The organism is Agrobacterium sp. 22-223-1 (genome assembly GCF_053522385.1).
The window spans coordinates 1,278,851-1,291,217 of sequence record NZ_JBNWCN010000001.1; the positions used below are offsets into that span (position 1 = coordinate 1,278,851).

Here is a 12,367-nt window from a genome sequence, read left to right on the forward strand (position 1 = left end):
CGCCTCCGGCTGGCTACCCGTCAATACACGCCTGAATCCAGCCCCGGCCCGGAAAAGTGATGCCAGGCGGCCGCCACTGTTTCGGGGGAAGTATCGGTCGCGGCGCAAAACGCCATGAGGTCCGGTTCATGGTTCATCAGAAAATCGGTGAGGCCGGCAAGAAAGCCGGGATCGTTGACGGCCTGGCGCAGCATATTGGCCTGCAACCCGCTCAGCGCCAGAAAACGCGCCAGCATTTCCGGTTCGTTTGCCAGCCAGCCAAGTATGGCGGCTGCCGTTTCTTGCGGATCCTGGCCGGCATTGCCTTTGTTTTTCGTATCGCGCAGCATTTCTTCCCCGAAGTTACCTATTTTGAAACCAAATCCCTCTAGCCTTGCGCAACAAATGGACGATGGAATCGGTTCTCTGGCAACTTATATGTCTGGATGAAGGTTTCAAAGCGAAACGGGGACTGCTCACCATGCCCAAGCAGGTCATGATAGTCGAAGACAACGAGCTGAACATGAAGCTCTTTCGCGACCTGATCGAGGCGTCCGGTTATACGACCATCCAGACGCGCAACGGCATGGAAGCGCTCGATCTCGCCCGCAAGCACCGCCCGGACCTCATCCTCATGGATATCCAGCTTCCGGAAGTCTCGGGACTGGAGGTGACGAAGTGGCTGAAGGAAGATGACGAGCTGCATGTCATTCCGGTCATCGCGGTCACGGCTTTCGCCATGAAGGGCGACGAGGAACGGATTCGCCAGGGCGGATGCGAGGCCTATGTGTCGAAGCCGATTTCCGTTCCGAAGTTCATCGAAGTCATCAAGACTTATCTGGGCGATGCGTGAGGCGACTGGGGAACGGTTATGACGGCGAGAGTTCTGGTTGTTGACGATATTCCGGCCAATGTGAAGCTTCTCGAAGCCCGCCTTCTGGCGGAATATTTCGATGTCGTCACCGCCGAGGATGGTTTCAAGGCGCTGGCGATCTGCGACGAAGAGCAGGTCGATATCATCCTGCTCGATATCATGATGCCGGGCATGGATGGTTTCGAGGTCTGCGAAAGGCTGAAGGCCAATCCGAATACCGCACATATTCCGGTGGTGATGGTCACGGCACTCGATCAGCCATCGGACCGCGTGCGCGGCCTCAAGGCCGGCGCCGACGATTTTCTCACCAAGCCGGTCAATGATCTTCAACTCATCGCCCGTGTCAAAAGCCTCGTGCGCCTCAAGGCCGTCAGCGACGAATTGCGGCTGCGCGCGGAAACCGCACGGCAGATCGGCATCGAGGAGATGCTGCGCAGCGATGGCCTGATGCAGACGCCCGGCCGCGTGCTGGTTGCGGATGGCCGCGCCAGCTCGCAGGAACGTATCGTACGGGCGCTGAAGCCGGTTGCCGAGGTCGATGCCGTCACCGAGCCGCAGGCGGCCTTGCTCAAGGCCGCGGGCAATCCGTTCGAGCTCGTCATCGTCAATTCAAATTTCGAGAATTACGATCCGCTACGGCTGTGCTCGCAGCTTCGCTCGCTGGAACGCACCCGTTTCCTGCCGCTGCTTCTGGTGGCGGAGCAGGGGGCGGACGATATGGTGGCGCGGGCGCTCGATCTCGGCGTGAATGATTACATTCTCCGCCCGATCGATCCGAACGAACTCGTCGCGCGCTCGCTGACGCAGATCAGGCGCAAGCGCTACAACGAGCATCTGCGGCTCAATCTCCAGCACACGATGGAACTCGCCATCGTCGACGGGCTGACCGGCCTCAACAATCGCCGTTACCTCGACAACCACCTGAAGATACTCTTCGACCGTGCTGCCGTTCGCGGCCGCCCGATTTCCATCTGCATGACCGATATAGACCGCTTCAAGCTGGTCAACGACACCTATGGTCACGATGTCGGCGATGAGGTGCTGCGGGAATTTGCAGCACGCATTCGCAGCACGGTGCGCGGCGCGGATCTCGCCTGCCGTTATGGCGGGGAGGAGTTCGTCGTCGTCATGCCCGATACGCCGATGGAGCTTGCGGCAAGCGTCGCCGAGCGCCTGCGGGCGATAGTCGAGGACAAGCCTTTTTATGTTCGTTCCATCGACCGTGAACTGAGCATTACCGCGTCCCTCGGCATCGCCACGAGCAGCGGCGCCTTCGGCGCGCCGGACGAAATCTTGAAACACGCCGACAAGGCGCTCTATGAGGCGAAACACGCCGGTCGCAACCGTGTCGTTGCTGCCGCTGCCTGAGCATCAGCGGCGGATTAACTAAAAATATTGCGCAATCTCTCCGTCATATCCCGGCGAAATAGTTATTCGGGAATACGGGGCGGGCGTCGCGAGGCTGCAAGCCATTGACCTTGGATGTATTTTATCGCTTTACAATGAAAAGATGCAGATTGGCGATACAAATAGAGTTCAAGTTGAAAAATACGTTGAATTCAATCTCTCCGGCAACTATAGTGTGCCAGCTTTGTATACTTAACCATGTTTCCCAGGTGATGTATCTCTGGCTTAAGAATTTGTTGATTTTTATTTTACTTCTGCGCACACTCCCTATTGAGAGTAACAGTTCTTCCGGCGGTTTATCCGTCTTGTGATGATGAATGATAGCGGCTTTAGCCGTCGCGATTTCGCTCGTCAGGGGCTGGTATTGCGTAGTTTGAATGCCCCATGATGCTCAGGTCCGCCGCATCTCCTGAATCGTGGGGTCGGTCGGCTGACGATGTCCGAATCGGTTCCTCGTGCCGTAATCGCATCGTTAGCCGACCGCCTTCTTCCCGAAAATTACCTGTTCGTGGTGAGCGTATCGCAGCGTAGCGGCTTGTGCGGTCGTCTTCGTTCACGTCATGTGCGAGGTCGTGATACGGGGCAGGGCAGATGGCCGTAGCCCTTGGGATGCTTCTTTTGAGCATCTGAATGATTGCGGCGGCGGGTGGGGCGTCAGACCATATGGTCGGACTTGCCCATGGCTGCTCGCGCGCTTTGCCAGTAACGGCGGCAATTTCCGGGGGCAGCGGGGACGCGGGGCCTTATTGGCCGCCTGGAAAGCCTCTGGGCGCGACAAGGCTGGTGGCAGCCTCTTCCCTTGGCACAAACAAAAAACGCGCCCGTTGGGCGCGCTTTTGTCGGAGACCGATCAAGAAATTACTTGATCTTGGTTTCCTTGAATTCAACGTGCTTGCGTACAACCGGGTCGTACTTCGTCTTCGTCATCTTGTCCGTGAACGTACGGCTGTTCTTGGTGGTGACGTAGAAGGTACCGGTGTCGGCTGTCGACAGCAGCTTGATCTTGATTGTTGTAGCTTTCGCCATGGTCGTCCTGCCTTTAAACAAAAGAGAAGCCGCAGGCGCTTCTCACCTCGGCTAAATCTGGCGCGAAACTACGTATCGCGCCTGAAAAGTCAAGCCTGTTTTGCCCGGAAAACAAAACGGACGATATAAAGCACCACGTAAAGCCCGAAAAATACCGCCAGTGACCAGGCAAAGCCGTCGGTTCCGGCAAGGTCCATGGAAATGCCCACGGCCTGCGGCCCCGCAATCGTGCCCATGGCGTAACAGAAGATGAAGGCGGCATTGGCGGCGACCAGATCGGCGCCTTTCAGGCGTGATCCGAGATGGGTGAGGCCGACAGTATACATGCCGGAGACCAGCCCGCCCCAGAACAGCAGCAGGGCCGCCACCAGAAGCCAGCTTTCCACCAGGAAAGGCAGCGCCAGCGTGCCGCAGACGCCGGCAAATGCCATCAGCCCCAGCATCGTCCTCCGGTCTTTCATCCGGTCCGAAAGCAGGCCGATTGGTATCTGGAAGACCATATTGCCGATGCCCATCACGGTAAGGAGAAGCGCTGCCTGCGATTCGTTGAAGCCTTCCCGCGTCGCATAGATCGGAAACAGCGAAAGGCCGCCGGCCTGCACCGAACCGAAGACGAAGGCAGCCGCGGACGCCATGGGCACCAGCCAGACATAACGGACGAAATGGTGGTTGGGCCGTTCGTCCAGCTCCGGGCTTTCGCCGCGCGCCATGAAGATCGGGATCGCGGCGAGCAGGATGATCGCCGCGCCGACTAGAAACGGCAATATGCCTTCGCTGCCGACCACGGAAAACAGCAGCGGACCGACCGCGAAGCCGACCGCAAGGCCAGTGGCGTAGATGCCGAGAACCATGCCGCGTTTTCTGGGCGGCGCGGTCATGTTGATCCAGTATTCGGAGAGGATGAAAAGCGTGGTGGTGGCGCCGTGGAAAACGATTCGCAGCGGAAACCACATCCAGAAGGCTTCGGCGAAATAAAAACCGAGCGCACTCAGCGCCGAAACGACGACTGCGAACAGCATGGTTCGCGCCACGCCGAAATCATGGGCGATCTTGGTGGTCACGGGGGCCGCCATCATCGCTGCGACGCCGGCCATGGCCGAATTCACCCCGATCATGGTGGAGGAGATGCCGCGCTTCTCAAGGATGATCGACAGGAGCGGAAGGCCAAGGCCGATGGCGACACCGACCGCACTGATGGCGGAAATGGCGGCGATCAGTGAGGGCCAGTGAATGGCGTCCGCTTCTTCGCATTTCATTTGTGACATGACGGCCTTTATACAAAGTCTCGAATGAACCGGCCGTGGCGCGTGATATAGAGCCGCGCGGGGCTTTCAAAGGGCAATGAGGGATCACCTATCATGAGTTTTGTGACATCTTCGAGAACCGTACGCGTGATTTTCGGCATGTTCAGACCGGAAAGGTCTGTCATGTCAAGCCATTGCACATTGTGCAACTCGTCGGAATCACGGGTTAGCCGGGTATCCAGCCTCAATTCGTCGGCATAACAGCAGAAGAATCGCGTGTCGTAGCGCCGCACATTGCCGGGTGGGGTGATGGCGCGGGCCACATATCGGAAACGGGAAAGATCGGGACCCCTGGTGCTCAAGCCGAGATCCACGCCGGTTTCCTCGAAAAGCTCGCGTGCGGCGGCAAGCGCCAGAGCTCTCGCGCCGGCAGCGCTGAGCCGCCGCGCTGCGGAGGCGGTGAGGCTGTGGAGGACAGCGGGATGCAGATCGCCCGAAAAGGGCAGCGCATGGTCGCGCGGATCGCGTTTGCCGCCGGGAAATACATAGGCGCCCGGCATGAAGACATGGGCGTTGCTGCGCTGGCCCATCAGCACCCTGAGCTGCGAGCCGGAGCGGTCGAACAGAATGATGGAGGCGGCGTCGCGCGGCCGCATGGGCGCGCTCGCCGTTTCGGCACGCCGGGAAAGCTGAGTCACCTGCAAGGTCCCGCCCGCCGTCAGTGAGACGAGCCGTCGATCTGCGCTTTTTGCTGTTTTCGGTCGAAGCCGTGCATCTTCAGCGCCCATTGCAGGCCAATGACACCGCCCTTGATGGGTTGTAGCGTCAAAAGCGCGGCGAGAATGGTAATCGGCACCCAGATGGCGAAATGCACCCACATGGGAACGGAAAACACCATATCGGTCATCATGAAACCGCCGACGGCGATATGGCCGATGATGACGATGGAAATATAGGGCGGCAGGTCATCGGACCGGTGGTGGTGCATTTCTTCGCCGCAGGCGGCACAGGCGTCCACCGGCTTCAGAAAGGCCCGGAACAGGCGTCCGCTGCCGCACGCAGGACAGCGATTGGCCATTCCCCGCATGATCGAGCGGCCAAGCGGCCGTTCCGCGCTATCGTCTCCGAAGGTGACTGTTTCCGAGCCCTGATGTGCACTCATCCTTAAGTCCTTCTCCCGTTTTTCAACCGCCTGAAGCGGTCTTGTTATCGTCGCCTTCTGGGCGGTCGCGTCCCGGGCTTAGCGGCAGGACGCGATGTCCGCCGGCCTGCCTTGTGGAACGACCGCGAGCCGACCGGCATCTTGCGCCCCGGGCTCAGCATATCGAAACGAAGCGCGCCTGCCAAAGGCACCGCTTCCGCAAGCCGCACCTGAACCGTGTCGCCAAGCTGGTATCCAAGGCCCGTCTTCTCTCCTGTCAGGGCCTGATGGGCCTCATCGTAAAGGAAATAGTCGGTTCCGAGTGTAGATATAGGAACAAAGCCGTCCGCGCCAAATTGCGGAAGCGCGACAAAAAGTCCCGCCTTGGTGACACCGGAAACACGGCCCTCGAATTCTTCGCCCACCCGTTCGGAGAGATGATGCGCGATCAGCCGGTTGATGGTGTCGCGTTCGGCAGCCATGGCGCGGCGCTCGAAGGTCGAGATTTCGGCGGCGATATCGTCCAGCGTCGCCTCTTCCTGCGGTGTGATGCCGCCTTCGCCGAGGCCAAGCGACCCCACCAGCGCGCGATGCACGATGAGGTCGGCATAACGGCGGATCGGCGAGGTGAAATGTGCATATTTCATCAGGTTGAGGCCGAAATGGCCGATGTTTTCCGGGCTGTAGATCGCCTGGCTCTGGCTGCGCAGCACCATCTCGTTGACCATGATCTGGTGCGGCGTATCGAGCGCGCGGGCCAGAATGCCGTTGAAGGAATTGGCGCGCATGGCCGCACCCTTGGCCATGGATATGCCGATGGTGCCGAGGAATTCGCGCAGCACCTCCTGCTTGGAAAGCGTGGGCGCATCGTGGACGCGATAGACCAGCGGCTGCTTCTTCTTTTCCAGCGTCTCGGCGGCGGCGACATTCGCCTGGATCATCATTTCCTCGATCAGCTTATGCGCGTCGAGGCGTTCGGGAATGACGACCTTGTCCACCGTCCCGTCGGGCCGAAGCAGGATCTTGCGTTCCGGCATATCGAGTTCCAGCGGCTGGCGGCGGTCGCGGCCACGCTTCATCACCGCATAGGCGTGCCATAGCGGCTTCAGGATCGGTTCCAGCAGCGGGCCGGTCTTGTCATCCGGCCGTCCGTCGATGGCCGCCTGAGCTTGGCTGTAGGAGAGCTTGGCAGCGCTCTTCATCATGATGCGGTGGAAGGTGTGGCCGGCCTTGCGGCCTTCCTTCGAAAAGATCATCCGCACGGCAAGGGCAGGGCGGTCGACGCCTTCCTTCAGCGAGCAGAGATCGTTGGAGATGCGCTCCGGCAGCATCGGCACGACACGGTCAGGGAAATAGACCGAGTTGCCGCGCTTCAGCGCTTCGCGGTCGAGCGGTGCGCCTGATCGCACATACCAGGAGACATCGGCAATGGCGACGGTGACGATGACACCGTCAGGATTGTCGGGCGACGTGTCGGGCTCGGCATAGACCGCATCGTCATGGTCCTTGGCGTCGGCCGGATCGATGGTGATGAGCGGCAGGTCGCGCCAGTCCTCGCGGTGCGACATGCTGGCCGCCTTGGCGGCATCCGCCTCGGCAAGAACGTTCGAGGGGAAGATATGCGGAATGCCGTGGGAATGGATCGCGATCATCGAGATCGCCTTTTCCGAGGCAACGGAGCCGATAACCGACAGGACCTTGGCGCGCGTCAGCCCATAACGGCCGCTGTTGCGCGAGGTTTCCACCTCGATCAGATCGCCGTCTTTCGCATCGCCGACGCCATCGGGGTCGATGACCATTTCTTCGCCGCGCCGGTCGATCGGCATCAGCCGTCCGCCGCCGCCCGCCGTCTCCTTGAACACGCCGAGCAGCGCGTTCTGGCGGCGGTCGATCAGCTTCACGACGCGGGCCGTATAGGCCGGGCCGGAGCTTTCCTTGGAGGGGAAGATTTTCGCTAGAATGCGGTCGCCAAGACCCGCCGCCGGGGCCTTCTTGCCGCGATCCTGCGATGACTGGCGGATGAGCACGGCCGGCGCCGCGCCCTGATCCTCCGGCCATTCCGCCGGTCGGCCGATCAATTCGCCGTCCTTGTCGCGGGTGGTGATATCGAGAACCGTGACCGGCGGCAGGCCGCCCGGCCGCGTCAGCGACTTGCGGCTCTTCTGCACCATGCCGTCGGTTTCAAGCTCTTTCAGCAGCGCTTTGAGAACGACGCGGTTCTCGCCTTTCAGCCCGAAAGCCTTGGCGATTTCCCGCTTGGAGGCCTGTTGCGGATGGTCGGCGATGAATTTCAGCAGCACGTCGCGGGGAGGCACCTCACCATGGATGATGCCTTCACCTTCACTAACCCGCTTGCCGCGCCCGGTGCGTCCGAAACCGTCGCTGGCTGAACCCTGTCTCTGACGCGGCGCTTTGCTCACTCTGCTGCCTTCTTGGGTTTGGCCGCTGCCTTCGGCTTGGCGGCCGTCTTGCTCTTTGTTGCCGCCTTGGCCTTGGTCGCCTTCGGCTTAGCTGCGGCGTCACCATCGGCCTTCTTGGCAGTCGTCTTCCTGCCCTTGGCAGGCTTGCCGCCGGTGCCGGTCTTGGCGATGCGCTCGGCAATCAGCACCAGCGCCTCGTCCAGCGTCACCGAAGCCGGGTCCTGACCCTTCGGAATGGTGGCGTTGACCTTGCCCCAGTTGACGTAAGCGCCATAACGCCCGTCGCGAACGGTGATCGAGCCGCCATCGGGGTGGTCGCCCAGTTCCTTCAGCGCCGCCGGCGTGCCGCTGCGGCCGCGACCCGGTCCCTTGCTCTGCTTTTCGGCAATCACGGTCACAGCGCGGTTGAGGCCGATAGAGAACACGTCCTCGATGCTTTCAAGGTTCGCATAGGAACCGTCATGCAAAAGGAACGGCCCGTAGCGGCCGAGGCCGGCGGAAATCATCTTGCCGGTTTCCGGATGCTTGCCGATATCGCGCGGCAGGTTGATGAGCGCCAGCGCCTTTTCGTGGTCGATATCTTCAGGCTTCCAGCCCTTGGGCAGCGAGGAGCGCTTGGCCTCCTTGCCGTCACCGCGCTGGATATAGGGCCCGAAACGGCCGGAGCGCAGCGTCAGCTCCTCGCCGGTCATCGGATCGGCACCCAGCGCCTTCGGCTCGTTCGAAGCCGCAGCTTCGGCTTCCGAACCGTCCGAGGTCAGCTGGCGGGTGTAATTGCATTCCGGATAGTTGGAGCAACCGACGAAAGCGCCGTATTTGCCAAGCTTCAGCGAAAGATTGCCGGTGCCGCAAACCTGACAGATGCGCGGATCGGAACCGTCCTCGCGCTTGGGGAAGACCAGCGGCGCCAGAACCTCGTTCAGCGCATCCAGCACGTTGGTGACGCGCAGTTCCTTGGTGTCTTCGATCTGGGCGAAGAAGTCCTTCCAGAAATCGCGCAGCACCTGCTTCCAGTCCAGTTCGCCAGCGGAAATCCGGTCGAGCTTTTCTTCAAGCGCGGCGGTGAAATCATATTCGACGTACTTGGTGAAGAAGCTTTCGAGGAAAGCCGTCACCAGCCGGCCGCGCGAATGTGGGATCAGCTTGCGCTTGTCGACGACGATATATTCACGGTCGCTCAGCGTCTTCAGCGTCGCCGCATAGGTGGAGGGACGGCCGATGCCGAGTTCTTCCATCTTCTTGATCAGCGAGGCTTCCGAATAACGCGGCGGCGGTTCGGTGAAGTGCTGGCTGGCGTTGATCTTCTGCTTGGCGAGGTTCTCGCGCTCGTTGATCGGCGGCAGACGGCCTTCGTCGTCACCGTCGTCGCTCTGTTCGCCATCTTCCTTCTGGTCGGTATAGGCGGCGATGAAACCGTCGAAGCGGATCACCGAACCGACGGCGCGCAGGCCTGCCTTTTCGCCGCCATTGCTGGCAAGGATTTCCACCGTGGTCCGCTCGATTTCCGCCGAGGCCATCTGGCTCGCTATGCCGCGCTTCCAGATCAGGTCATAAAGACGCAGCTGATCGGGATCGAGATAACGCTTCACCTGATCCGGCGTGCGGTTGAAATCGGTCGGTCGGATCGCTTCGTGCGCTTCCTGGGCGTTTTTGGCCTTGGTGGAATAGAAACGCGCCTTTTCCGGCACGTAACGGCCGCCGAACTGCTCGCCAATGGCGCGGCGGGCGGCATCGATCGCTTCCGGGGCCATCTGCACGCCGTCGGTACGCATATAGGTGATCAGACCGACGGTCTCGCCGCCGATATCGATGCCTTCGTAAAGCTTCTGCGCCACCTGCATGGTGCGCGAGGCGGAAAAGCCCATGCGCGAGGAGGCCGCCTGCTGCAGCGTCGAAGTGGTGAAGGGCGGGCCGGGATTGCGCTTGACCGGTTTCGCCTCGACGCTTTCGACCACATAGCTCGCGCCTTCGAGCAGCGCCTTCAGCCGGTTCGCATCGTCTCCGGTCTTGATCGAGCGGCTTTGCAGGCGCTTGCCATCGGCCGAAACCAGCTTGGCTTCGAACTCGTCACCGCGCGGTGTCTTCAGAAGCGCGCTGATGTTCCAGTATTCTTCGGAGACGAAACGCTCGATCTCGGATTCGCGGTCGCAGACGAGGCGCAGTGCAACCGACTGAACGCGGCCGGCGGAACGCGCGCCGGGCAGCTTACGCCACAGCACGGGCGACAGATTGAAGCCGACGAGATAGTCCAGCGCGCGGCGGGCGAGATAGGCGTCGACCAGCGGCACATCGATGTCGCGCGGGTTCGCCATGGCGTCCAGCACGGCCTTTTTGGTGATGGCGTTGAAGACCACGCGCTTCACCGGCTTGTCGCCGAGGACGCGCTTTTTCTTCAAAAGATCGAGAACGTGCCAGGAAATGGCCTCGCCTTCGCGATCCGGGTCGGTTGCGAGAATGAGGCCGTCGGAGGATTTTACCGCATCGGCAATATCCTTCATGCGCTTGGCGGATGCGCTGTCGACCTCCCAGGACATTTCGAAATCCTGGTCGGGCAGCACCGATCCGTCCTTGGCAGGAAGGTCTCTGACGTGGCCAAAGGATGCAAGAACCTTGTAGCCCGAGCCAAGATACTTGTTGATCGTCTTGGCTTTGGCAGGAGATTCTACGACGACGACATTCATATTGTTTTTCTCTGGAACTGGTCCGTTAACGTGGCCGGGTCACGGCGCAATGCCGCAATTCGCCTTCTTTATATTTCGACATGGACAGGTAATGCGCGCGGGTCAAGAGGCAAGGCCGATTTTATCGCTTCAAGATGATTGCAACCTATGGATAATCTATTGTTGTATTGCAATCTTTGGTAAATTGGTTATGATGGGCAACATCATTTGAATCGACTTATTGCTCTTCGTTTCAGGCAAATTTTGCAGGATAGATATATGGTCCCCAACGCAACAAACAATAATGCCGATAATGAAGGGACCAGAGAGAACTTGGCTTACATTCGCCAGATGCTCGCGGAACTGCGGCAGGTCGCAAGCCGTGAGGGGGCCGACATGCTGTGTTATCTGATCGAGATGGCCTATGTCGAAGTCGGCGATATCCAGAGCGGACGGCGCAAGCTGTCAATCCGCGATGAAGAGCGACACACGCCCCCCGGCATGCCGGTTTAGACGTCCGGCAATATCAAGCTCCAGCAGCACCAGATGAACGGTTGCAGCGGAAAAACCTGTGTGACGGATGATATCGTCCGTTTCCACGGGCGAGGGACCGAGAGCGGCTGCGATGATGCTGCGCTCGTCGTCCCCTGGTGGTGACATCTCGGTGTCGGATCTCGGTTCCTCGATCTTGCGTTCATAGGGCAATTGCGGCTCCATCAGCGGCCGCAGCGCTTCCAGAATATCGGCCGCGCCCGTGGTCAGCATCGCGCCTTCCTTGATCAGCCGGTTGGTGCCCTCGCAGCGTGCATCGAGCGGGGAGCCGGGCACGGCAAAAACCAGCCGTCCCGCTTCTCCGGCAAGCCTTGCCGTTATCAGCGAGCCGGAGCGCTCCGCCGCTTCGACGATGACGACACCGAGGGAGACGCCGGCGATCAATCGGTTGCGGCGGGGAAAATCGCGGGCGCGCGGTTCCCAGCCAAAGGGCATTTCGCTGATCGTCGCGCCGCCCTGATCGTATATCTCCTGCAAGAGCCCGAAATTTTCCTGCGGGTAGGGGCGGTTGAGGCCGCCGGCCAGCATGGCAACCGTGCCCGTTGCAAGGCTTGCCCGGTGTGCGGCCGCATCGATGCCACGCGCCAGCCCCGAGGCGATGCTATAGCCGGCGCGGCCGCAATCGCGCGCGAGCATGGCGGCGAATTTCGCGCCGTTGATGGAGGCGTTGCGGGAGCCGACGATGCCGACGCTCGGTCTTGTCGCGGTCGCTGCCGATCCTTTCATGGCGATCAGCGGCGGCGCGCCATCCAGCTGCCGCAGGGCAGGTGGGTAATCCGGCTCACCGATGCCGACGAAACGCGCGCCGAATTTCTCTGCTGTCCCGATCTCGTCTTCCGCCTCCGCCTGTGTGGCGATGCGTGGGCTGCGCGACGAGCCGCCGCGCCGCGAAAGCTCGGGCAGGGCATCGAGCGCCTTTTCGGCGCTGCCGAAATGATTGATGAGTTCGCGGAAGGTGACGGGACCGATATTGTCGCTGCGGATGAGCCTCAGCCACGCGACCCGCTGCCGCGCGGAAAGCTCTATGCCCTGCCGTGTCGTTTCCTCATGCGGCATGGCATATC

Annotated in this window: 11 protein-coding genes; 3 read left to right on the plus strand and 8 right to left on the minus strand. The window is 60.7% G+C overall.

Going from position 1 to position 12,367, the window contains the following annotated elements; translation table 11 throughout:
• Positions 1-20: 20 nt before the first annotated feature.
• Complete coding sequence (locus tag ACQZ60_RS06345; RefSeq protein WP_448734926.1) at positions 21-329, minus strand: DUF3572 domain-containing protein; 309 nt, start codon at positions 327-329, stop codon at positions 21-23.
• 131 nt (positions 330-460) lie between these two features.
• Between ACQZ60_RS06345 and ACQZ60_RS06350 the strand changes: the two genes are divergently transcribed.
• Together ACQZ60_RS06350 and ACQZ60_RS06355 are read left to right on the plus strand one after the other, a co-directional pair.
• Positions 461-832, plus strand: coding sequence for a response regulator (locus ACQZ60_RS06350; protein ID WP_003521498.1), 372 nt, complete (start codon positions 461-463; stop codon positions 830-832).
• Positions 833-850: 18 nt separating this feature from the next.
• Positions 851-2,221, plus strand: a complete 1,371-nt coding sequence (locus tag ACQZ60_RS06355) for a PleD family two-component system response regulator (protein ID WP_137003378.1) — start codon at positions 851-853, stop codon at positions 2,219-2,221.
• Positions 2,222-3,118: 897 nt separating this feature from the next.
• On the opposite strand, the gene rpmG is transcribed toward ACQZ60_RS06355, so the two are convergent.
• The 6 genes from rpmG to topA all read right to left on the minus strand — a co-directional run bounded on the left by rpmG (position 3,119) and on the right by topA (position 10,772).
• Positions 3,119-3,286, minus strand: coding sequence for a 50S ribosomal protein L33 (rpmG, locus tag ACQZ60_RS06360; protein ID WP_003496403.1), 168 nt, complete (start codon positions 3,284-3,286; stop codon positions 3,119-3,121).
• 89 nt (positions 3,287-3,375) lie between these two features.
• On the minus strand, positions 3,376-4,542 hold the full coding sequence (locus ACQZ60_RS06365; protein ID WP_162144073.1) for an MFS transporter: 1,167 nt from the start codon (positions 4,540-4,542) through the stop codon (positions 3,376-3,378).
• 17 nt (positions 4,543-4,559) lie between these two features.
• A complete protein-coding gene (locus ACQZ60_RS06370; protein ID WP_448735318.1) occupies positions 4,560-5,186 on the minus strand; it encodes an NUDIX hydrolase in 627 nt (208 codons plus the stop codon).
• A 62-nt stretch (positions 5,187-5,248) separates the two neighbouring features.
• Complete coding sequence (locus ACQZ60_RS06375; protein WP_059752697.1) at positions 5,249-5,692, minus strand: DUF983 domain-containing protein; 444 nt, start codon at positions 5,690-5,692, stop codon at positions 5,249-5,251.
• 44 nt (positions 5,693-5,736) lie between these two features.
• Positions 5,737-8,091: a ribonuclease R gene (gene rnr / locus ACQZ60_RS06380; RefSeq protein ID WP_448734927.1), complete on the minus strand. Its 2,355-nt coding sequence runs from the start codon at positions 8,089-8,091 to the stop codon at positions 5,737-5,739.
• On the minus strand, positions 8,088-10,772 hold the full coding sequence (topA, locus tag ACQZ60_RS06385; protein ID WP_031233433.1) for a type I DNA topoisomerase: 2,685 nt from the start codon (positions 10,770-10,772) through the stop codon (positions 8,088-8,090). Before topA ends, rnr begins: the two co-directional genes overlap by 4 nt.
• 258 nt (positions 10,773-11,030) lie before the next feature.
• On the opposite strand from topA, the gene ACQZ60_RS06390 reads away from it, so the two are divergent.
• Positions 11,031-11,264: a hypothetical protein gene (locus tag ACQZ60_RS06390; protein ID WP_003521491.1), complete on the plus strand. Its 234-nt coding sequence runs from the start codon at positions 11,031-11,033 to the stop codon at positions 11,262-11,264.
• On the opposite strand, the gene dprA is transcribed toward ACQZ60_RS06390, so the two are convergent.
• Positions 11,217-12,359, minus strand: a complete 1,143-nt coding sequence (gene dprA, locus ACQZ60_RS06395) for a DNA-processing protein DprA (protein WP_448734928.1) — start codon at positions 12,357-12,359, stop codon at positions 11,217-11,219. The genes ACQZ60_RS06390 and dprA overlap by 48 nt on opposite strands.
• Between the last annotated feature and the right edge of the window lie 8 nt (positions 12,360-12,367).

What these genes read in the sequence shown, in the direction of transcription:
- ACQZ60_RS06365 (WP_162144073.1), bottom strand. Translation starts at nt 4,542, where the DNA reads ATGAAATGCGAAGAAGCGGACGCCATTCACTGGCCCTCACTGATCGCC.
- ACQZ60_RS06355 (WP_137003378.1), top strand. Translation starts at nt 851, where the DNA reads ATGACGGCGAGAGTTCTGGTTGTTGACGATATTCCGGCCAATGTGAAG.
- ACQZ60_RS06375 (WP_059752697.1), bottom strand. Translation starts at nt 5,692, where the DNA reads ATGAGTGCACATCAGGGCTCGGAAACAGTCACCTTCGGAGACGATAGC.
- ACQZ60_RS06350 (WP_003521498.1), top strand. Translation starts at nt 461, where the DNA reads ATGCCCAAGCAGGTCATGATAGTCGAAGACAACGAGCTGAACATGAAG.
- ACQZ60_RS06370 (WP_448735318.1), bottom strand. Translation starts at nt 5,186, where the DNA reads ATGCGGCCGCGCGACGCCGCCTCCATCATTCTGTTCGACCGCTCCGGC.
- topA (WP_031233433.1), bottom strand. Translation starts at nt 10,772, where the DNA reads ATGAATGTCGTCGTCGTAGAATCTCCTGCCAAAGCCAAGACGATCAAC.
- dprA (WP_448734928.1), bottom strand. Translation starts at nt 12,359, where the DNA reads ATGCCGCATGAGGAAACGACACGGCAGGGCATAGAGCTTTCCGCGCGG.
- rpmG (WP_003496403.1), bottom strand. Translation starts at nt 3,286, where the DNA reads ATGGCGAAAGCTACAACAATCAAGATCAAGCTGCTGTCGACAGCCGAC.
- ACQZ60_RS06390 (WP_003521491.1), top strand. Translation starts at nt 11,031, where the DNA reads ATGGTCCCCAACGCAACAAACAATAATGCCGATAATGAAGGGACCAGA.
- ACQZ60_RS06345 (WP_448734926.1), bottom strand. Translation starts at nt 329, where the DNA reads ATGCTGCGCGATACGAAAAACAAAGGCAATGCCGGCCAGGATCCGCAA.